The sequence below is a fragment of the Aeromonas sp. ZOR0001 genome (assembly GCF_000801015.1).
Classification (GTDB): Bacteria; Pseudomonadota; Gammaproteobacteria; order Enterobacterales; family Aeromonadaceae; genus Aeromonas; species Aeromonas veronii.
The window spans coordinates 38,241-59,730 of sequence record NZ_JRJY01000063.1 but is presented as its reverse complement, the minus strand read 5'-3'; the positions used below and the strand labels follow the sequence as shown (position 1 = coordinate 59,730).

General features: G+C 51.2%; 20 protein-coding genes. 7 read left to right on the top strand and 13 right to left on the bottom strand.

Annotated features, from left to right (window positions below; genetic code table 11):
• Positions 1-152: 152 nt before the first annotated feature.
• Both L972_RS20725 and L972_RS08245 read right to left on the bottom strand, forming a co-directional pair.
• Positions 153-791, bottom strand: a complete 639-nt coding sequence (locus L972_RS20725; RefSeq protein WP_162504336.1) for an HAD family hydrolase — start codon at positions 789-791, stop codon at positions 153-155.
• A gap of 20 nt (positions 792-811) precedes the next feature.
• Positions 812-1,642 carry a class I SAM-dependent methyltransferase gene (locus tag L972_RS08245; protein ID WP_047437462.1) on the bottom strand — a complete coding sequence of 277 codons (831 nt, stop codon included), beginning with the start codon at positions 1,640-1,642 and terminating at the stop codon, positions 812-814.
• A 66-nt stretch (positions 1,643-1,708) separates the two neighbouring features.
• Here L972_RS08245 and L972_RS08240 point away from each other — a divergent pair, with 66 nt between their 5' ends.
• The 3 genes from L972_RS08240 to L972_RS20720 are packed head-to-tail and all read left to right on the top strand — an operon-like array spanning position 1,709 to position 4,222.
• On the top strand, positions 1,709-2,422 hold the full coding sequence (locus L972_RS08240; RefSeq protein ID WP_047437459.1) for a hypothetical protein: 714 nt from the start codon (positions 1,709-1,711) through the stop codon (positions 2,420-2,422).
• A gap of 37 nt (positions 2,423-2,459) precedes the next feature.
• On the top strand, positions 2,460-3,506 hold the full coding sequence (gene pseI, locus L972_RS08235) for a pseudaminic acid synthase (protein ID WP_047437456.1): 1,047 nt from the start codon (positions 2,460-2,462) through the stop codon (positions 3,504-3,506).
• A gap of 47 nt (positions 3,507-3,553) precedes the next feature.
• The gene (locus L972_RS20720) at positions 3,554-4,222 is read left to right on the top strand and encodes a class I SAM-dependent methyltransferase (protein WP_081990708.1); all 669 of its coding nucleotides are present in this window, start codon (positions 3,554-3,556) and stop codon (positions 4,220-4,222) included.
• A gap of 69 nt (positions 4,223-4,291) precedes the next feature.
• On the opposite strand, the gene L972_RS08230 is transcribed toward L972_RS20720, so the two are convergent.
• From L972_RS08230 to L972_RS08205, 6 genes are read right to left on the bottom strand one after another with little or no spacing between them, the layout of a single operon-like run.
• On the bottom strand, positions 4,292-6,379 hold the full coding sequence (locus L972_RS08230; RefSeq protein ID WP_047437453.1) for a motility associated factor glycosyltransferase family protein: 2,088 nt from the start codon (positions 6,377-6,379) through the stop codon (positions 4,292-4,294).
• On the bottom strand, positions 6,379-6,702 hold the full coding sequence (locus L972_RS08225; protein ID WP_047437449.1) for a hypothetical protein: 324 nt from the start codon (positions 6,700-6,702) through the stop codon (positions 6,379-6,381). The genes L972_RS08230 and L972_RS08225 overlap by 1 nt, the downstream gene beginning before the upstream one ends.
• Positions 6,702-7,124 (bottom strand): flagellar export chaperone FliS, encoded by a 423-nt coding sequence (fliS, locus tag L972_RS08220; RefSeq protein ID WP_047437446.1) that lies wholly within the window; start codon positions 7,122-7,124, stop codon positions 6,702-6,704. The genes L972_RS08225 and fliS overlap by 1 nt, the downstream gene beginning before the upstream one ends.
• 23 nt (positions 7,125-7,147) lie before the next feature.
• Positions 7,148-8,548, bottom strand: a complete 1,401-nt coding sequence (gene fliD / locus L972_RS08215; RefSeq protein ID WP_047437442.1) for a flagellar filament capping protein FliD — start codon at positions 8,546-8,548, stop codon at positions 7,148-7,150.
• Positions 8,549-8,573: 25 nt separating this feature from the next.
• Positions 8,574-8,999, bottom strand: coding sequence for a flagellar protein FlaG (locus L972_RS08210; protein ID WP_047437440.1), 426 nt, complete (start codon positions 8,997-8,999; stop codon positions 8,574-8,576).
• A gap of 36 nt (positions 9,000-9,035) precedes the next feature.
• Positions 9,036-9,938, bottom strand: coding sequence for a flagellin N-terminal helical domain-containing protein (locus tag L972_RS08205; RefSeq protein ID WP_047437437.1), 903 nt, complete (start codon positions 9,936-9,938; stop codon positions 9,036-9,038).
• A gap of 146 nt (positions 9,939-10,084) precedes the next feature.
• Between L972_RS08205 and L972_RS21380 the strand changes: the two genes are divergently transcribed.
• The gene (locus L972_RS21380; protein ID WP_139714588.1) at positions 10,085-10,291 is read left to right on the top strand and encodes a hypothetical protein; all 207 of its coding nucleotides are present in this window, start codon (positions 10,085-10,087) and stop codon (positions 10,289-10,291) included.
• A gap of 226 nt (positions 10,292-10,517) precedes the next feature.
• Here the strand turns inward: L972_RS21380 and L972_RS08200 are convergent, their stop codons facing one another.
• Positions 10,518-11,423, bottom strand: coding sequence for a flagellin N-terminal helical domain-containing protein (locus tag L972_RS08200; protein WP_047437434.1), 906 nt, complete (start codon positions 11,421-11,423; stop codon positions 10,518-10,520).
• A 373-nt stretch (positions 11,424-11,796) separates the two neighbouring features.
• On the opposite strand from L972_RS08200, the gene L972_RS08195 reads away from it, so the two are divergent.
• On the top strand, positions 11,797-12,429 hold the full coding sequence (locus L972_RS08195; protein ID WP_005333975.1) for a trimeric intracellular cation channel family protein: 633 nt from the start codon (positions 11,797-11,799) through the stop codon (positions 12,427-12,429).
• Between the two features lie 100 nt (positions 12,430-12,529).
• Positions 12,530-12,922 (top strand): hypothetical protein, encoded by a 393-nt coding sequence (locus L972_RS08190; protein WP_047437431.1) that lies wholly within the window; start codon positions 12,530-12,532, stop codon positions 12,920-12,922.
• 74 nt (positions 12,923-12,996) lie between these two features.
• Here the strand turns inward: L972_RS08190 and thiI are convergent, their stop codons facing one another.
• On the bottom strand, positions 12,997-14,445 hold the full coding sequence (gene thiI, locus L972_RS08185) for a tRNA uracil 4-sulfurtransferase ThiI (protein ID WP_047437428.1): 1,449 nt from the start codon (positions 14,443-14,445) through the stop codon (positions 12,997-12,999).
• 177 nt (positions 14,446-14,622) lie between these two features.
• Here thiI and L972_RS08180 point away from each other — a divergent pair, with 177 nt between their 5' ends.
• Positions 14,623-15,588, top strand: a complete 966-nt coding sequence (locus tag L972_RS08180) for a hypothetical protein (protein WP_047437424.1) — start codon at positions 14,623-14,625, stop codon at positions 15,586-15,588.
• A gap of 55 nt (positions 15,589-15,643) precedes the next feature.
• On the opposite strand, the gene L972_RS20715 is transcribed toward L972_RS08180, so the two are convergent.
• From L972_RS20715 to L972_RS21830, 3 genes are all read right to left on the bottom strand, one after another.
• A complete protein-coding gene (locus L972_RS20715) occupies positions 15,644-15,892 on the bottom strand; it encodes a hypothetical protein (RefSeq protein WP_081990707.1) in 249 nt (82 codons plus the stop codon).
• A 122-nt stretch (positions 15,893-16,014) separates the two neighbouring features.
• Positions 16,015-18,360, bottom strand: a complete 2,346-nt coding sequence (gene pbpC / locus L972_RS08175; RefSeq protein WP_231560910.1) for a penicillin-binding protein 1C — start codon at positions 18,358-18,360, stop codon at positions 16,015-16,017.
• Between the two features lie 52 nt (positions 18,361-18,412).
• A partial coding sequence (locus L972_RS21830) for an alpha-2-macroglobulin family protein (RefSeq protein ID WP_047437473.1) occupies positions 18,413-21,490 on the bottom strand: 3,078 nt, incomplete at its 5' end.

Genomic DNA, 21,490 nt, shown 5'->3' with positions numbered 1-21,490 from the left:
GTATGACCACTCCCTTTTGTGGGCAACTGTCAGGTGAATACCATCTCCATACACACTATTTAGTTAACTTGTATATGTTACATAACAGACTTCAATAATTACATTGAAATAATTCATTTACCCCTGAATATATTTACCACTCAAAACCACAATTACTTTTCACTAAATAATGAAATTGTCAAATCTGATAGAGAACGAATGCATTTAAAGTCATTCTTTTCTTGTGGAATATCCAACGTGTCTGTAAGTAAATAAGTAACTAGACCTGCCTGGAGAGCAGATGTAGCACCTTGGATAGAATCCTCCACCGCAACAACATTGCTAGGACACAACCGCGATTTTTTCAGTGCAAGCAGATATGGTTCAGGATGAGGCTTCCCATTACGAACATCTTCGCCATCGATAATTAAATAGAAGGTGTCCGTCAAGCCATTCAGAGCTAACCATGCCTCAACTCTACTTCTCTTATTCGATGTCACTATAACTAAACGATACGAATGCTTCACCGCCTCATGAATCAACTTTATCGCCCCTACACTAGGGGGAGAATTAATATATGATTCATCTATCAAATCATTATACTCAGCAAGCAATAATTGATTGCTTTCAGGTAAATTGCGCCACTCCTTTAGACAACGAACAACCTCGATTAAAGGAGGCCCATTTAACTTTTCAAATTCAATTTTAGACGCCGGTTCTCCCCTTCGAGACAGGAATAAAGAATAAACATGAAACATTGACTCCAAACTTTGAACCAATGTTCCATCAAAGTCAAAAAAAATCCCTTTCATGCATTTACCTTGACAAAACATTATTGTTTTTTATATAGATACAATCTGTTTTGGCCATAATCTCCTAACATTCCATAGTTATCTTCAGTTAGAGCACATGATAATTTTGCAGCAGCTTCAACCATGGGGTTTTCATAGTCGACTTTGCCACCATTAATCATGGGCAGAAGAACATAAAGAACGATATCATGCAATGTTGAGAAACAGCTGTTTTTAATTTCAACGAAACCCAACGATTTTAATTCATCATGAACCAGCTTTTCATTCATAAAATGATTAAATTCCGCTGGTTCTCTCTCCTCAAGACCAACAAGTGTTCGCAAATGATTTTGTCTCGAGTAAGAGCCTATAGAATTTTCAAGCATCAAAAAATACCCACCTGATTTTATTTTTTCTGCTATATTAGCAATGGCTTTCATTTGCAGCGAGTCTGTATTTAGGTTTATCAAGCATCGAACAGTAAAAATTAAGTCGTATTTCTCAACCGGACATTCCAAATTGAGAACATTACCCACATTAAAACATATTGATTCACTATCGATTAGTTTGCTTTGCCTAAGTTGCTCCGCCGACATAATCATTTCTTCAATAAAATCTATCCCCTGGTATCTATAATTAGGAAAGACTTCATACAAAGAAAAAATATTGTGACCATTGCCACAACCGATCTCCAAGATTCTCGAGTTAATTGGGAGCGACTCTTTCAAAGATGAAATGGCTTTTTTTAATTCAGCCAACTCGATTAGTTTTGCTGTTCCCGTTTTAGTGGTAGCCCGGAGCTCGGTGCCATAGGTAATAGCCCAATTTTTCCAATGCTCATGAATCTGAATCAAATCAAACTTATCTTTCATAAGTTTACCTCCATACATACTATCTGTTAAGATAGCATAAGATTCCACTTTAAGGGAAGATATAATATGCTAAGCGTGCATGAGCTTTCAGATAACGCAGTGCTTCTCATAGAAAGAGATCGAGCTAAACATGATGATGCACTGCTTACTATAGTCGATAAAATTTGGCGTGAAGCGCAAAGAAAAAACAGTCGCCTTTTCGATGGAAGTATACTCTCTTGCATATCAGACTCATCAAACAAAATTACATCAGTCATCGATAATTACAAATTTTTCTTTTCAAAAAAAAGCCATCCGGGGCTTCTTGAAAAAATTCAAATAATGCCCATTGCAGTTTCTGGCATTCTGGAATGTAAAGATGGTTTTGTTTTTGGAAAACGAGCCAAATTCACAACCCAAGATGCAGAACTCTGGGAGTTAGTACCAAGTGGTGGGTTAGATGCGTCCATAACAAACAACCTGAATATATATGACTTCAAGCAACAATTGCTGACTGAGCTATATGAAGAAATGGGGATAAACCCAGATATGCTTCGCACAATAACTCCTTTTTGCTATGTTATTGACCATGAAGCATCTGTGCTAGATATTGGTGTTTATATGTATAGCGATGCAAGCCAAGATACGATTAATCACTGCTTTACAACAGTCCGCTCTTTTGAGTATGAATCAATTATTTTTATCCCTAGGAGCATAATTATTGATTTTATTGCAATGGAAAGACAAAACATATCCTCTATTTCTGTTGCAATTATGGAATTTTTCTTAAAAAAAAGATAAATTAACAAATATAAATAGACCACGTGAGTATTTATCTATGATTCCTTTCTCAATAAATGGCCGTCTGATTGATCAGAATTCCCCACCTTACATTATTGCCGAATTATCTGGTAATCATAACGGGGATCTAGGCAGAGCATTAGCATTAGTAGATGCTGCAGCTGATGCTGGTGCTGATGCAATCAAACTACAGACCTATACAGCCGACACTATGACACTCAACTGTGATCTGCCCGACTTTCACATCGAGGGCGGATTATGGAATGGTTATACACTTTACGAGCTTTACACCCTGGCACATACCCCGTGGGAATGGCACCGACCTCTCTTTGAACGAGCGAAGTCACGCGGATTGACCATTTTTTCAACTCCCTTCGATGAGAGTGCTGTTGATTTTTTGGAAGAACTGGGTACTCCCGCATACAAAATTGCCTCATTCGAAATTACCGACCTTCCCCTGCTCAGCTACATAGCTCAGCAAGGAAAGCCGGTCATTATCTCTTCTGGCATGTCGAATGAAATTGAAATTGCCAAGGCCCTGACCATTTTGCGTGAAAATGGCTGCCCACAGATCCTGCTACTTCATTGCGTCAGTGGCTACCCAACCCCTCTTGCTGATATCAATCTCAAGCGGATTACCCGCTTGGCAGAGACATTTTCAGTACCCGTTGGTCTCTCTGATCACACGCTGGGAAATACCGCCGCTCAGCTGGCAATAGCATTGGGCGCTGTAGCCATAGAGAAACACCTGACCTTGGCTCGCGCTGATGGCGGCCCGGATGCCGAGTTCTCCATTGAACCACATGAACTGAAAGAACTCTGTAGCCAGGCAAAACTCTGCTGGCAAGCTGTGGGGTCCGGAGAAAGTGGTGGTAACCATGCTGAACAGGCAAACCTGAGATTTCGTCGTTCTTTGTATTTTGTTACTGACATCCCTGCGGGCACCATCATAAAGCCGGAACACATCCGACGGATCCGGCCAGGCTATGGGTTGCCACCTGAAGCATTGCCAGTAATATTAGGGAAAAAAGCTCGCCAAGATATTAAGCGTGGAAAAGCCGTTCATCTCGATGATTTCTTATAAAACCTTAAAGAATTAAGTTATAACACTCATATTACAAGGTATGTTATATGAAACAAAAAAGCGTATTCATGAAAGAAGAGGCTGATGCATGGTATGAGAGGAATAAATTCTGCATCAATCAAAAATCGCTGAGTAATGATCCCATATTCATAGCACTACAAAACATCGGCTACCAACCGAAAAGAATTCTTGAAATTGGCTGCGCCAATGGTTGGCGATTGGCACAGCTGGCTAATTATTATGGTGCCACCTGCTATGGAATAGATCCATCACAAACAGCGATTGAGGATGGGGCTAAGAGCTATCCCAAATTAAATCTAAGCGTTGGAACTGCAGATGGTTTACCTGATATTAAACCTGTCGATCTGATTATTTTCGGTTTTTGTTTATATCTATGCGACCCACAGGATTTGTTCACCATTGCGGCTAATAGTGACAGATTGCTCGTAGACAAGGGCGTAATGGCTGTTTACGATTTTTGTCCTCCGACAGGGCACTATCGAAATGACTACCAACATCATGCCAATCTATTTAGCTATAAAATGAATTACAGTAATATGTTCAGTTGGCACCCAAGTTATTGTCGAGTATTTGAGCACGTCATGCATCATGATGGTACTCACGAGCTGGAACCAGATGCATTGGTTTCTGTTCAACTATTGAAAAAAGACTCGCAGCTTCTTGATGCAAAAAATCCATATCCCCACCCAAATTAATAATAAAAAAGGGAGGCATTAGCCTCCCACAAAAAGAATAATGCATTGTTCACCACATCAGAAACATCATTACTTTCTAAAAAATGACATAATTTCATTATCAACCATATCAACACTATCGAAAGATCTTGGATACATTTCTTTTGCTTTTGCTAAAAAATCTAACCATAAGCAGATCGCTGGCCTCATCAGTTCTATTGTTTTCTCCTCTCCCTCAAAAGAGTAAAGAATGGAACTCAATAGAGTAAACACATAGTTCATTGAGCCAATCATGATCTGAGATATATGTTTTTGTCGAGTTACTGCAATCTGTGAGAGATAACCCATATTGCGCAACATCAACTGATTAATTTCATTTCTAGATGAAAACTCATGTTGCCACTCACCCATCATTTTATCGACCAATACCTCAAAAAAATCAATATCAAGATATGGCTTGAAATCTTCTTTTGACAAAGGGATAGGGGCAGATAACTGCATAATTTGTTGAATTATCTCTGTTTTATCTATTACTTTTGAAAAACTGATCTCTCTATCAGGAAGTGCTCTTGCTTTTTCAATTTTAGCGCCATCACTGCAGTTAAAACACTGAACATATTCATTCGCAGCTAATACTTGTTCAATTATTCTTCGGGAAGTATTAAACATGGCATTGCTTATTACGACACCACCAAAGTTACCTTCATGCTGCCACTGACTATCTCCATACATTAAATCACCAAGTGCATCAGCACCTTCCTTGCTATTATAATAAGCACTATACTTTGAATGATGATACCCTTTTTGCTTGTAGCCATTATCAAGACCAAACAGATATATATTCTTAAACCCAAGGTGAACTGGTGCACTCACACCAACATTCCCAACTAATGGGTTGACTCCGCCAATAGATGTATATTTTCTTAAGTTAGGGAAGTTAACATGACAAAGAATAACACCTGGCTCACTAGCCTTAAAAAACAAAGCAGAATTATCAAATAACGTAGAACAGTAAGGGTGAATTACATCTGTGCTAAGAAAGAAAATGTCCTTCAGATAATCGGGATCATTCAAGTTGGCTAGAAAATCATAGACAATCTTAGTCCGTTCTGTTTCAACATGAATATCTGGTTTTATACCAACTTTATGCAAAGCTGATATAGCACTACCGCAAGAGATCAAGATAGCTTTATCTCTATTTTTTTCAATAACAGGGAGGGAAGTATCGAGGGATGGGCCATTAGCGATCACAAAAATTGGGATGCGTTGATACTTTGTTGGTAGTTTATTCTCATTATTAATAAATGGTACTGAGCGCTGAATATTATCTACAGCATGAGAAAGTGCAATGAGGTTATCATCAAAAAAACCCCATCCCATTACTAATAAATAAAATTGCTTTTGAATACTCTCCATCAATTCCTTAATTTGATCATTCTGATAGCCCCACATAATAAAGGCATTAGCAATAAGAAAAGATCCTCGCTTATGAATTGCTGTTGAAAAATCACTAAAAATAGTTTCTTCATCCTGCCCTAACAGAATATGTAAACCAAGATTCTCTTGATGTAGATAATCAAGCAGAGGTGCCCAATCGAAACAAAAAAGAGATGCATAAAAAAGATCTAAATCTGGTTCAAAAAGAAATAAAGTTCCAATTTTACATTGTTCATAAAGATAACCAAGGTGATAACCCAACCCAACTCCAAACACTAGTGCGGTAGGAACTTCAGTTGGTACTTTTTTTAATGGTTCTTCTCGAATAGCAATATCATCAAGATAAGCATTGAGTTTATTAAGATACTCAACATGCATAAATCCGAGTGGATTGGCTTCTTGACTAAATGAGAACTTGGATAAGCCTCCTTTATCCATGAACTCTTTAACCAACGTCTCACAAATAAGATACGGTTCATCACCATATACCGCGACATCATCATCAATCCAAGCCATATTTGGCTGGCCATTTTCATTACAAAAGAAACGAAATGGTCGGATTGGTTGATATGACTCATACATATCTGCAATATGGGGGATATACTTACGAAATGCAGCAATATTCTGAGAGAAACGAAGTGGTAAGGCCACCGACATGGCAGCTTCTTGCTCTGTACGTTCTTTTAGTCGTAAAGCAACACCTTCGGCTTTTTTCAAAATATCATCAATATTTTCCGACATCAGAACTCCTTGCGATTCGCACTATAAATTCGTTTTGCTTTACTCGCTAGCCCGATCGCAGATAACTTATTGAAAATGAGTTGATGGTGATCAGATGCCACTTTTTTCATGCTTTCTTCTTGTCGAAAAAGTAATGTAGCCAGTACAGTGGCATCTTGTTTCAGTGAAGGCTCACTTTCAACGAAATGTAGCAAACGATCAATCAAAGAAATCCGGTAATCCATACAGCTCAGTGCGTCAACATAGCTTTTTCTGGCTAATAGATATTGAAGTTGCTCGTAGTTTTCTGTGAGTGCTTGTTGCAGAGAGGCTAAAGTGGTCATTACAACTCACCCAGTTGCTGTCTCATCTGATAGCCCTGTTGTTTAGCAGACTCGGGTAACTGATCCCAACCAGATTTTATAGTTACCATCAAAGCCATGACCTCTTCAATCGGGGTCGCATCCAATGCCAAGCTCGCATCCCAAATTCGTTCATCCATATAGGAATAGAGGCTATATAGATCTTCAGCAATAGCCCCTTGACTCATATCAAGTGCATCCTGCAAACCATGTAATAACCCCTGAGCTTTCGATACTGCTGTAGATTTTGCTTCCATATCACGACGCTCAATTGCCCCTTTGGCTTGAGCCAAACGCTCAAGTACACCTTGCATCATGAGTTGAATCACACGATGAGGATCAGCAACAGCCAAGTCAGCAGCGACACTGGTTGCCTTATATGCTTTTAGATTACGCTGGTACATCGCCTACTCCTCGTAATATCAATTTATTTCTTGTTATTAATCTGTAATGATTGCAGCGCTGACGCAGAGTGATTCATTTTCACTAACAAGGCATCCAGGCTACCATATTGAGCACGTAGTGAAGCTTCGTATTTAACCAATTGAACATTTGATGTGGCCTGCTTCTGATTCAAGCTACGCAGATCAGCATTCAAAACATCTGTACGTTGATCCAGCATACCGCCAGACTTGGAATACTCTTTTAAACCTGCGTTCAAGGTTGCAGCAATGCCCTTTTCTCCACCGAAAAGCCCAACGACCTGGTCAAAGTTTTTATCAACGGCCTCATCAAATTTTGTTTTGTCCAGAGACAACTTGCCTTTGTTGTCCATCTTAATACCTACTTCGAAGATGGTTGAGTAAGTCGTACTGGTACCTGCTTTATTTGTTACAGTATTAGCCATAAAACTGCTAATGGTACGTGTGCTCGTATCACCAGCAAGCGCGCCACCATCATCTTGTCGAACTCCACCAACAATACTATTACGCTTGCCCAGAGCATCCATTTTATCTTGAAGCGCGTTATAACCATCAATAAACTGCTTGACCATATCCTGAATCGCAGTTTTATCTGTTGTTATCGCAACTTTATTGGATTTCAGAGTCGTGCCATCACTCTCTTTATCGGATACACGTAAAACTGTTAATTTCAAATCCTGAATAGAGTCGTCAAACACATTGGTATCACTTTTCAGTGTATTACCATCAACAGTAATTTCAGCACTACTAGCAGCTTGCTTCTGGCTCATCACAGAACCAGCAGCACCAGTTGCAAATATATCAAGCTCAGAATTATTGCCAGAGATCACCAAATCGTTGCCATCTCCAGATATACCGGAGTCAATAACAAATTTCGCCTTACCATCTGCAGTATTGACGATATTTGCACTAAGACCGAAGTTATCTCCATTGCTATTGATACTTTTACGAATGTCTTGCAGTGTATCCCCTGCTTTGACATCAACCTTAAACTCCTTGGTACCAGCTTTAAAAGTTAATTGACCATCTTGAGTTACAAGTGGGGTAGTCGAACTGGCAAATTCACCTTCGACACGGCTAGTGGTAGCCAATTTATTGACTGTAATATTGTACTGGCCATTGGAGCCACCACTTTTACTCTCCACCTTCATCACCGGGTTATCTTTATCTTGGGTGATGGTGACGGCTCGCTTGTTGAAAGCCCCTGGTTTGCTCAAAGTATCGAGAATATCAGTGAATGCGGTGAGGGATGACTTCAGCTGACCTATACCAGATATGCTGATCTGGGTGCTGTTTTGCTTGGTCAAAATGGGTTTCTGTAGCTGGGCCTTCTTGGCAGCCACGCTAGCAGAGATCACACTCTCAAGATCAAGCCCAGAGCCCGCCCCGGCAGAAGTAATGGCCATGTTATCTTCTCCTCATCAATTCGATTCAAATCTCGCGATCAAACAAAAGCCCGCGTTTAGGGTTTGCCCCTGCTTCACCTTGCTGCAACGCCTGGATCCGCTTGTGGATAGCAATCAACTCTTCCGTAGGGATCTGGCGGATCACCGTGCGGGTATCAGAGTCCATTACCTTTATTACCATCTGGCCAGACTCTTTCTCCATGCTGAAATTAACTGTCCATCCTTGCAATTTCCCAAACTCTTGCAAGTTTTGTACCTGTTTTTCAATATCTGCCCGACTATGCACTTGTTGAAGCTCAGTTTCCTTGGGCTGCTCCTGACTTTTCTGCTGTAAAGTCCCGGCATCCTCTACCACGCCAGAAAGCAGTTGAGCGGCCACTTGGCCGCTCTTGTCACTTAGCTGTAAGGAAGCGCCATTGGCAGATGACAGATTGCCTATTTCGGTTGCCATCTTATCTCTCCCATCTTAGTCAGCTTGGTCTACTCATTACCCAAGCAGGGAAAGAGCAGACTGCGGTCTCTGGTTAGCCTGAGCCAAGACACTGGATGCGGCCTGTTGCAGAATATTCTGCTTGGTCATGTTAGCAGTCTCGGTTGCAAAGTCGGCATCACGGATGCGAGAGCGAGCGGCACTAACGTTTTCCGCGATATTAGCTTGGTTACGAATAGTCGAATCTAATCGGTTTTGTACCGCACCAAGCTCGGCTCGTTTGCTATCGACTACCCCCAACATAGTATCCACCGCTGCCAATACGTTCTGTGCATTCGTCTGAGTACTGATACTGATGCCACCCGTAGTAGATCCACTAGTAAAAATAAGTGACACGGCCAAAGTACCACCACTTGCAGCAGTGACCGTTGTATTTGCCGCTTCTGCAATACCAGAGATACTAAAACCAGCATTTTGGGTCAAACTGAAACTGATTGTTTGGTTAGCATCAGCACCGACCTGAAAGATACCACTATAGTTACCATCTAAGAGCTTGGTACCGGCAAAAGTCGTGTCTTTCGAAATCCGGTTGATTTCAGAGCCAAGTTGGTCAACTTCCTTTTGCAAAGCTTCACGATCTTTAGCTGAGTTGGAGCCGTTTGCGGATTGCTGAGCCAACGTACGCATGCGCTGCAGCATGCCGGTGACTTCATCCATGGCCCCTTCGGCAGTCTGAGCCAAAGAGATACCATCGTTAGCATTTCGGTTACCCTGATCCAGACCGTTGATCTGGGAAGTCAAACGGTTGGAGATCTGTAGACCCGCCGCATCATCTTTTGCGCTGTTGATACGCAAACCAGATGCCAAACGGGTATATGATGTATCCAGAGATTTGGTGGTATTCATCAAATTACGCTGGGCGTTCAGTGATGACGTATTGGTGTTAATGAACATGGCCATAATAAATTCTCCCGAAGAACATGCGACTGCGGGTTGCGTCGTCAAAACCGCACGACGTCCCACCGTTTGAAGAGAAGGTTGAACATTCCTGTCTCTTCAGGCGGGTGTCTGTTTGAACGAACAGGCCACCCGCAGTAGTGCAAACGTTGGATTCCGAACACCCCTCGATTGCTTCACTTTATTTAACGGCAGCGCAGAGACAAGCTTTAGGAAAATTGTTGCCTAAAGCGGCAACTTTTATCCGGCTGGCGGCAACAGAACATGAATTGAGCAGCATCACCCAGCAACTCACCGCTGATGATGACCCAGTTTACGGCATGAGGAACATTGGCACGGTTCATGCTAAGACATAGTGACGTCAATTTGGCGACACAATAAAAAGAGGCCGGTAAACCGGCCTAAAGATGAGCATATGCTCAGGAGAATATGACCAAGCGTGACAGAACTGAACAGCTGGACAACACTTGGCATTACTAGTAGAGAATTATATCTCTCCCGATAGAACAGAGTGCGACCCGAACACCCCTTTGTTCCATCTCTTGACCAGGGCGGCCTGAACAACCGCCCTGTTTTCTTTTGTTAGCCTTGCAGCAGTTGAAGTGCTGACTGAGGTCTCTGGTTGGCCTGAGACAGGATACTGGAAGCTGCCTGCTGCAGGATATTCTGCTTGGTCATATTGGCAGTTTCGATGGCAAAGTCTGCATCTCGGATACGGGAACGAGCTGCGCTGACGTTTTCCGAGATATTGGCTTGGTTGCGAATGGTCGAATCCATCCGGTTCTGTACTGCCCCCAGCTCAGCACGCTTGCCATCTACAACTGCCAACATGGCATCGGTTGCAGCCAAAACGTTTTGAGCATTTGTTTGAGTACTGATGCTAATACCACCAGCTGTAGATCCGCTAGTAAAGATGAGGGAAACAGCCAGAGCACCGCCACTCGCCGCTGTTATTGTTGTATTGGCTGCTTCGGCAATACCCGAGATACTAAAACCCGCATTTTGACTCAGACTAAAGCTGATAGTTTGATTCGCATCGGCTCCCACCTGAAAAATACCACTGAAAGAGCCATCCAACAGTTTGGTCCCTGCAAATGTGGTAGAGGTAGAGATACGGTTGATTTCAGCACCCAGTTGATCGACCTCTTTTTGCAGTGCTTCACGATCCTTGGCAGAGTTGGAACCGTTAGCCGACTGTTGTGCCAAAGTACGCATACGCTGCAGCATGCCGGTCACTTCATCCATGGCCCCTTCCGCAGTTTGTGCCAGAGAGATACCATCATTAGCGTTACGGTTACCTTGGTCCAGACCGTTGATCTGAGAGGTCAAGCGGTTGGAAATTTGCAGACCCGCGGCATCATCTTTGGCGCTGTTGATACGCAAACCAGATGCCAGTCGAGTGTAGGAAGTATCCAGTGATTTGGTCGCGTTCATCATATTACGCTGAGCGTTGAGTGATGAAACGTTAGTGTTGATAAAAAGGCCCATGACTATTCTCCTAAGCTATTAAATTTACTCTTCTATTTGCTCTGGCTTTATTATTTTCTGTGCCCGATGCGTCTTATTTAACGGCTCGTTTTTGGATGTCTTTAGCATTTTTTTCAACGCTTCATCGCATTAACGCCGCTTACCTTATATATCGGCGGGTCGGGGGGATACTTAAGGAAAAAATCGGGCCAAAACCAGTGACAGACTCAACCTTCTGAAGCTAACCAACGGCAGGGGGCAAACGAGACACTACCGTTCGTGCTGCGAGAAAAAATCCGTCCCGACTCTCAATTTTGTCGAGCACTGTTGGCGATTGGGCTCACCAGCCCCTAAAATCGCGGCCCCATCAACAATTTGGCGTGAGTTGTTCTCCATGCAGACACTGGTTGAGCAGATTGTTTACATCAGCGACATGTTTGGTACTGCGGTATTCGCGTTTTCAGGGGTATTGGTGGCTGGCCGACTCAGAATGGACGGGTTTGGCGTCATGGTTTTGGCGGCGGTCACTGCCATCGGCGGCGGCACCATCCGTGACATGATCCTGGGAGCCACCCCCGTATTCTGGGTGCGAGACCCGCTCTATATCTGGGTCGTCATTGCGACGGCGCTGATCGGTATGTGGATGGTCAAACTGCCCCGCAGGATGCCCTGGTATGTACTGCCGGTGGCGGATGCCTTCGGACTGGCCCTCTTTACCGTGATCGGTGCCCAGAAGGCCCTCAACTTCGGCACCCCGGGGCTGATTGCCGTGATCATGGGCACCATGACCGGGGTAGCCGGTGGCATGATCCGCGATGTACTGGCGCGGGAGGTCCCCATGGTGCTGCAAAAAGAGATCTATGCCACCGCCTGTATCCTCGGCGGCATTCTCTATACCCTGGCGCTGGAGGCAAACATGGACAGGGTAACGGCCATGCTCATCTGCATGACGGCCGTGTTTGGCCTGCGGGTCGCGGCTATCTACTGGCATCTTTCGCTACCGACCTTCTCCCTGCAACGCAATTGAGAGCAGGCCCACAGCGTCATCATGTCGCTGTGGGCCGCGCGTTGAACCAAATAGGCTTTTCTGTTGTCATAGAAGCAGTCGTTGTTAGCCGGAACTTCTCATGCGCAAAATCGGTATGCTTACCACCCTCCTCCTGGCGAACGTGACGGCAGCCCACGCCGAGGCACAAGTGGTATTTGGACGACTGGCCTCGGCGCCGGTGCAGCAGTTCAACCATCAGATACGCCAGGCAAGCCATCAACAGCAAAACTGGGTCAATGACTACCGTGAGGTAGCTCTGCGATTCGTCGGTCATGGTGACACGCCCAGTCGCATCCATGCCCAGCAACTGGACAATGATCTGGTGCTCTCAGTCGCCCTCGACGGCAGCAAGAGCGACATGATCTACATTCTGACCCTCTATCGCAGCAACAACCTGTGGCAGATGCGGGAGGCGGAAATGGGCTGGCGTTGTCAGGGGCAAGACTCCTTCACTCCGGTTCCCTGTCCCTGATAGTCATTGCTCACTCTGTGAAATAAAAAATCCGGCACATTGGCCGGATTTTTTATTGAAAGTGAAAAACACGCTTACGGGCGGTACACCTTGACGTTGGCAAAGCCTTTCTCTTTCAGGTAAAGCGCCTGCAGCTTGCTCATCACGCCGCGATCACAGTAGAGCAGGTAGGTCTTCTCTTTGGGCAGATCGCCAAAGGCGGTGGCCAGCTTGAAGAAGGGGATATGCAGTACTTCACGATCTTCCACCACCAGCGGCTTCTCGTCGTGTTCATCGGCAGAGCGGATATCCAGGATCACCTCGTCAGCGCCCAGCACCTGAGTCGTTTCCACCTCTTGCACTTCAGCGGCAGTCTCTTCACCGATACGGCGGATATCGAGGTAACGGGCCTCGGCTACCACCTTGTCCAGAATGGCGAAGTCGAAGTTACCCTCCTCCTCTTCAATGCGCGCCAAATCGGCCTTCACGGTCGGCTTCTTGGAGATGACCCCACAATACTCCGGCATGGTCTCGGCAAACTCCAAAGTGCCGATGCGGCGGGCTTCACTGATGATATCCGGCTTGTCCCAAGTGATAAGCGGGCGCAGGATCACCTTGTCGGTCACCCGGTCGATCACGTTCAGGTTGGTGAGAGTCTGGCTCGATACCTGACCCACACACTCACCGGTCACCAGCGCCGGGATCTGGAATTCATCGGCCACCTTGGCGGCAGCACGCATCATCATCCGCTTGAGCACCACGCCCATCTGACCGTTGTCGATCTTCTCGAGGATCTCGGCAACCACCGGCTCAAAGTCCACCGCGGTGAAACGTACTCGGTGGGAGGAGCCGAAACGGTTCCACAGGTGATAGGCCACCTGCTTGACGCCGATCTCGTGGGCCGCACCGCCCAGATTGAAGAAGCAGTAGTGCACACGGCAGCCGCGCTTGATGAACTGGAACGACGCCACGCCGGAGTCAAAACCGCCGGAGAGCAGGCTCAGCACATCTTCCTGGGTCGCGATGGGCATGCCGCTCAGGCCCTGATGGATGGCGCTGACGATAAAGAGCTCCTCACCGTCGATCTCGAGGTTGATCTTCACATCCGGGTTCTTGAGGCGCACACCATTGCTTTCGCAGTGCTGATTCAATCCACCGCCCACGTAACGCTCAACCTCGAGGGAGGAGAACTCATGCTTGCCGTGGCGCTTGGCGCGCACGCAGAAGGTTTTGCCCTTGAGCTGGTCGCCCCATACGGCTTTCACCTGCTCGAAGATGTCGTGCAGATCGGTAAACTTGCTGGCCTGAACCTCGAGGAAAGCCTGAATGCCCGGAATACAAGCCAGGGCTTCGATAGCCTGCTCGCGGAACTGGTCATTGCGGGAGCTCACAATCAGCTTGTCCCAATCCATCCGTACGCGGGCATCGTCGTCGAAGCGGCGCAGGACATTGCGGATATTGCCCTGCAGGATCTTGATAAAGCGCTGGCGAACCGACTTGCTCTTGATGGTGATTTCCGGGAACAGCTTGATAATGAACTTCATGGTAATGACTCGGGTGACCTTGATTTAAGGGCGCGAATTATATCAGAACTTTGTGGCCAGCGCCTACTGGATGAGCGTTTGCTCACATTACCCCACGCAGTGTTTGCCGTGCAGCGCCAATCTTGCGTATATTCCCGACCCTGCGCCTCGCCAGATTTTTGACAACAGACTGATCCGATGAAGACCTACATCTACTACCCCGGCATGGAGGTACGCGACGAGCTCTGGCTCAAATTTGCCCTGCTCTATCTGGAGCGGCTCGCCTTCGTCTTCACCGTCAGCGAAAAGAGCGGTCTCACCGCCCTGCTCGATACCCTTCAACAGCAGACCGATCTGCTGGCCGAGCGGCCCGATGCCGCCTTCTTTGCCGCCATTACCCCGCAACTGGAGAGCCAGATAAGCGGCCTGGTGGCCCCCGATTTCGTCCGCCACAAGGTGTTTGGCAACAAGGAGCTGATTGGTCGCTGGCGTCAGGAGGCCAACCACGACTGCTTCTGCCCGGATCAGGTGGGGCTGGAGCGGCTGCACGGCTTTTGCCTTACTCACGGCTTTGCGACCCGGGATGAGGGGGGGATCAGAATGGCGCGACGCTTTGCCAACCTGATCTCCATGCGCCTTGCCCGTGAGTGGGCACTCGCCAATGACGGGGCGCTTATTACCGATCACGACTATCTCGACCGCCTGCTCCATCTGCTCGAATCCCGCTACCACAATCGCGGCGGTCAGGATTGCTTCCTCCTCGAGATCCCGTTGCAAGTGCCCACTCACCTGGCCGACATTCCGTTTGCAGAGCTGATTGCCCTGCGCGGGCGCAGCGGCTTTCGCCAGCAGTTGGCCGAATTTCATCTGGCCCTCGACAACCTGCTCACCATGCTGGGTAGCGGCTATGCCGACCCGGCGGCCCTGACCCGCTTTGAGCAGGCTCAGCAAGGGCTCAATCAACTGCTCGGGCCCGAGACCCTCAGCATGCCACTCACCACCCTGGTCAGCACCAGCCTGCCCGCCGTAGCCATGCTCCACCAGTTAAAAGCAAGCCATCCCGAAAGCAACCTCATCTTCCATCCCATCAAGAAGAGCCACTTTCACCAGCGCAAGAGCCAGCACTTCTTCACCCGGCTCGGCCATCTGCGCCAACCGGGCTGAATGGGCGGAATGAAAAAGGGGTTGGCATTTGCCAACCCCTCTCGTTATCTGCGGCCTACCAATCATCACCACGATGATTGGCCTGCTCTTGCGCCTGCCTGCGCGCCTCCATCGCCCTGTCACGGCGGATATTGGCAGGGGTACAGGCAAACTGTTTCTGATAACAACGTACAAAACTCTCGGAAACGGGTTCGAAAGGTGAATTGAACCCGGTACGTTCAGGAGAAACATGGTGATCACCATGATTGGTAGTGGCACAGCCCGAACTCATCAGCACCAGCAAGGGACACAGAACACGCAGCAAAAGAGAACTCCCGATTGGATTTGAATGAATTCGTAATTATTCACAAGTTAATTCACCCAATCAAATATTGATGCATTTCAAACGGTTAATTACATTCGCCTCAATGACTGTCGACAAAACGTTCAACGGGTGATGGTGCCGGCATCACCGTCAGGATGTACCACGCGAAACTCGATGCGATCGCTGTTGCCTGCTTCATCCACCACCACCAGCTGATAGCGCCCCGCCACGCTCAACACCTGATCCCCGTCCCAGCGCAGCCGCTGGCCGTTGAGAAACCAGGCTGGCTTGCCAACACCGCCCAGCACTTTTGGTTGCAACCGGTAACGCTGACTGCGGATAAGGTTGCCCTCCCCCAGCGCCACGATGCGAATGGGGGCCTGCAGCTCGGCGCTCTGCCCCTCCCCTGCACAACCGCTGGCGAGCAGCGCCTGCCGCCGCTCGCCGGGGGACCGCCAAGGTTCCAACGACAAAGGCCACAGGGCCCGAAAACCGGATTTTGCCGCATCGTGGCAGCGGGCCAGGGTCGGCTTGCCCGCGGCGGTCAGTGCAACTTGCCGCAGCGGCGAGGGCCAGTCCATGGGATCCGGCAAGGTGGGGGGATCACGCCCTTCCAGCAACCAGGCGCTCTGGCGCTGCAAACAGGCCTCTGGCAAGGTCGCGCTGGCCTTGCGCCCCAGCGGCCAGCAGATCTCGGCTTCGCTCACCGTGTTGGGCTGTGCCGGCAGAGGGCTGTTGTCAGCCAGCCGCGAGTAGACCGAAAGCAGCAGCGGCACCGCCGCGCTCTGCCCGTAAAAACCGGGCAAAGGGGTGCCGTCGGGGCGCCCCAGCCAGACGCCGATGGTCCAGCGACCGGAGACCCCCATGGCCCAGCTGTCGCGATAGCCGTAGCTGGTACCGGTCTTCCAGGCCAGCCGGTTGACCCGGCCGGTCGCCTCGCTGGCAAAGGGTTGGTCCGCCCGTCCCTGCGCGCTCAATATTTGCCAGATGATCCAGGCCGCGCCCGGACTCAGCAAGGGGCGCGACACAGCCTGCTGCCCCGCCAGCCAGACCGGCATCGCCACCTGCCCCTCCTGGGTCAGCGCACTGTAGAGCGCCACCAGCTGCTCGAGCCGAATGCCAGCCGCCCCCAGCGCGATGGCCGGATTGGGTTTGTCGGAGAGCGCCAGTCTCACCCCGGCGTTGTCGAGGCGGCTGACCAGCTTGTCGGGCCCGAGCGCCTCCAGCACCTGCACCGCCGGCACGTTGAGGGATTGCTGCAGCGCCTGAGCAAGCGTCACCGGCCCCTGAAAGGCGCCGGAAAAGTTGGCGGGGCGATAATCAGAGCCCAGCCTCGGCGCATCAGAGAGCAGAGAGGCCGAGTGCACCAACCCTTCGTCCATGGCCAGACCGTAGATGAAGGGCTTCAGCGTAGAGCCGGGAGAGCGAATCGCCTGCACCATGTCCAGATAACCGTGGCGGCGCAAATTGCCATACTCGGCGCTGCCCACATAGGCGCGCACCGCCATGGTTTTGTTATCTACCAAGAGCAACGCCGCTGAGGTCTGCTCGGGGAAGCGGCGAATGTAGCTCGCCACCCGTCCCTCCAGCCAGCGCTGTAGATCCCCGTCGATGGTGGTGTGCACCAGCGCCCCGGCCTGATGGTCGGCGGCGAGACGGGCAAAGAGCGGCGCCTCCATCGGCGTGAAGTGACCGCGGGCCAGCACCGGCTCGATACGCCCCTCCAGCCACACCTGTTCGGGCCAGACGCCTTGCGCTACCAGCCGCTGCATCACCTTGTCACGGGCGGTGCGGGCCCGCTCGGGATGGCGGTCCGGCCGGTTGCGGCTGGGAGCCTGTGGCAACACCGCCAACAACGCCGCCTCGGCGTAGGTCAGCTTGGCCGCACTCTTGCCGAGATAGGCAAAACTTGCCGCCTGCACCCCCTCCAGATTGCCGCCAAACGGCGCCCGGTTGAGGTAGACGGTGAGCAGGGTGCGCTTGTCGTAGTGCCACTCCAGTTGCAGCGCGCGGGCCATCTGGCGCAGCTTGCCGGGCACGCTCCGGTGGTAGGGCTCGATAAGACGCGCCACCTGCATGGTAAGGGTCGAGCCGCCCGACACAGCCCGCCCATAGCGCAGCCACTGCCAGACCCCGCGCACCATGGCCACCGGATTGACCCCGGGATGACGCCAGAAGTAGCGATCCTCGTAGCCCAGCAGCGCCTCGATATAGCGGGGGGAGATCTGCTCCAGGGTCACGGGGTAACGCCACACGCCGCTGGTATCGGCAAAGGCACGCAGCGGTCGTCCCTTCATGTCGAGCACCACCCGTGCGTAGGCAGGGTCGAGCGGTGGCGGCGGGAAGAGTCTATCCAGCGCCAGCAATGACAGGAGCAGTGCTACAACTCCCAGCACCGAGAAGAGCAGCCAGCGTGGCAGGCGACCAAGCCAGCGCCAGCAAGCGTGGCCAGTGCGAACTAATTTCAGCCAGCCACGCTGCCAGAAAGTGAGCGGGCGAACCCGCTCAAGGGAGGGAATGTTACTCAGAGATGATCACCTCATGGATATCCTCACCCACGGCACGCAGCTCGGGGCGGTACATATCCTCCACCTGGGTCGGCGGCACCTGATAGCGACCCGGCGTCACCGCCCGCATCAGGTAGACCAGTTGCTGGTTGCTCCCCTCGCTCAGATCCAGCGCTGCCGTGTAGCGGTCGTCGCGAAACTCCTGATGCTTGAGATAATCGTTCCACTCACTCTGCCACGCCGGTTTCCCCTCGATGGAGAGCTCTTCCAGCTTGATGCTGTTGCCAAGGGCAGGGTTCTCCAGCTCGAAGCCAGCGGGCACCATCTCCACCAGCAGGGCATCGGGCACGGCAGATTCGCTGCTGACGTTGAGTCGCACCACCACCAGATCCCCCACCTTCACTTTGGCCGGGTCAAAACGCTGACCGTCGCCGTTGAACCAGCTGCGGGTCACACTCATCCCTTTGCTAATCCGTGCTGGCGCCTGTTCGGGGTAGCCGACCAGAGTGCGCTGCACATAAAGCGAGCCCTTGCCCTCGTTGGTGATGGCGCTCGCGGCCAGCGCCTCGGGGGCACCCTGCTGTAGCGGAGCCGAACCGATCAGGGGTCCACTGCCAAGAGAAGAGGTCACCTCAGCCTGCCAGTCGACGGCCGAGTCGAAGCGTGCGAGTCGCAACAAGGCGAGTCGCTCTTGGGTGCTGAGCCACTGACGGTGAGCCAGGGTATCGGCCACCTTGGCGCTGAGATCAGGCCAGCGCTCCGCAGCCAGCTTGTGCTGGCGCAGCAAGGAGAGCTCAAGGGCTCCATCGCGTAACTGCGAACCGTAATCTCCGAGATAGTCATCCCCGCGCTCGGTCGCCAATGCCCGGCTGAGGGCCTTGGCGGCGTTCTGCTCATCCCCCATTGCCGAGAGCGCCAGCGAGAGGTGCAAGAGCGGCAAACCGGAGCGTGCGTGATCAGCCTGCTGCTCCCAGATAAGGCGCAGGGTAGCGAGCGGCGCCTTGCCCACCCGGGCCAGCACATAGGCGCTGTAGGCCTGATAGGCCAACCGGCTGTGCTCGGGGGCACTGCTCCAGCGCTCGCCATACTGGCTGTCGGTGAGATAGCTTTGCAGCCGGTTCAGCGCCTGATTGAGCATGGCCTCCGGCACAGCGTCGCCCACCTCCTTGCGCGCCAGCAGGTAGTCAGCGGCATAAGCGGTGAGCCACTGCTCCTCGTCGGAGCGACCATCCCACAGACCAAAACCGCCGCTGGGCAGTTGCAACCGCTGCAGCCGCTGTAGCAGGGCGCGTTGCACGTCCGCCTCGCTCGCCGCTTTCTTGCCCTCTGCGGGTTTGCTCCAGGCGGCCCGCTCATCGGCCGTGGTCAGCAAGTAAGGCCAGGCACGGGACAAGGTCTGCTCCAGACAGGCATAGGGGTAATCGGCCAGCGCCTGCCACTGGGCTGCCGGATCCCAGGGCGGAGTGCCGGAGAGGCTGAGCAGCCCCTGCAGGTTGGCACGATCCAGCCCGGCCAGCTCAGCTGGCGCAAAGCTCATCTGCTGACCGGAGGCCAGCATCTGGTAGCGCTGGCGAGTCTCGGCCGGCCAGGGGGAGCGCAGCGGCAAAGTCCAGTCGCGGCTGATGGCAAAATCCTTGCCGCTGGCCGCCAACTGCAGGCTCGCCACGCCGCTCGCCCCGGTCACGGTGAGCGGCAGGGTCAGCCACTGCTCTTCGCCATTTTTAAGAGCCAGGGTGCCGGGCAGCTCGCCGTTTGCCTTGAGCCCACCGTTGAGGGTCCAGACAAGGGAGAGGGTCTGATCTTCGCCGCTCATGTTGCGCAACTGCACCAATGCCCGGGTCTCATCGCCTCTGGCGCCAAAGCGCGGCCAGCCGATCTCGGCCACCAAGGGCGCCACCACCTTGACGGCGCGCTCGGCCTCCCCGACTTGCTGTTCGTTCCAGGCCAGCGCCATCAGCGCCAGCTCGCCGTTGAAGTTGGGCAGTTCGAGCGGGATAACCGCCTTGCCGCTCTCATCAAAACTCACCTCGCCGCTCCAGAGCGCAGCTATCTCGACCCGGCTCTCCAGCGCGCCACCCTTTTTCAGCGGCGCCCGATCGCCCCCATAGTTAAGGCGGGCCAGCTTGCCATCTTGCAGCGGGATCACCTGGCCGTAGTTGTCGAACAAATCTTGGGCGAAGCGCTTGCGGCCAAAGAAGATCTCGAACGGGTCGAGGGGTTGATAATCGCTGATATTGAGCACGCCCCGATCCACCGCCGCCAGCACCACACGGCCTTGGCTATTGGGGGTGGAGGTTGCGGTCACTTCCAGCCGGGTAAGCGGCACCGCTTTCTCAGGCGCGCTCAGGGTAAGCGGCAGACGGCGTGCTTCCCGATCCAGAGTGAGCGGCACCAGCCCGACCGAGCGCAGGCTCTGCCCCTGCTGGCTGCTGACCGGTTTGGAGGCGCTGTCTGGCGCGGCGATCTGGGCCGAGATATGCAAGTCATGGCGCTGCCACTCGGGACTGACCGGGATCTCGAACTCGCCGCGGGCATCCTTGGCATCGCCAGCGGCGCCCTTGAGCTCGATACGCTGCCACCAGCGCAGGCCATCGCCATCTTCCACCAGCAACAACCCCTTGCCGGGGCGCGGGGCCACCAACGTCACTTTGGCCTTGTCGCCCGCCTGATAGGCGCGCTTGTCGAGGGTGATGGCAATCTTGTCAGGCCGCGCCTGCTCGCCACCGCCGCCCCAGGCGTAACTGCCGATCTCAACCCGCAGGCTCGATTGATGGCCCTGACTATTCTCCACTTCCAACCGATACCAGCCCGCCGCCAGTTGCAGCGTGAACGAAGTCGGCCCCTTGCCATCCAGCTGCAGGGTCTGCTCCTGCTCCAGATAAGGCTGGCTGTTGAACTCGTACTTCCACCCCTCGCCATCGGCGTAGTGCCAGTAGTAGTCGCGGTACTCGTTGATAAGGCGCACCTTCACCGCCCCTGCCACCGGTTGGCCTTGCTCATCGAGGTTGAGGATCTGGAAGGGGAGCGGCTTGCCACCTTCCACACGATCCGCCACGAAGTTGGCCTTGAGTGCCGGCCACTGGCTGCCCGC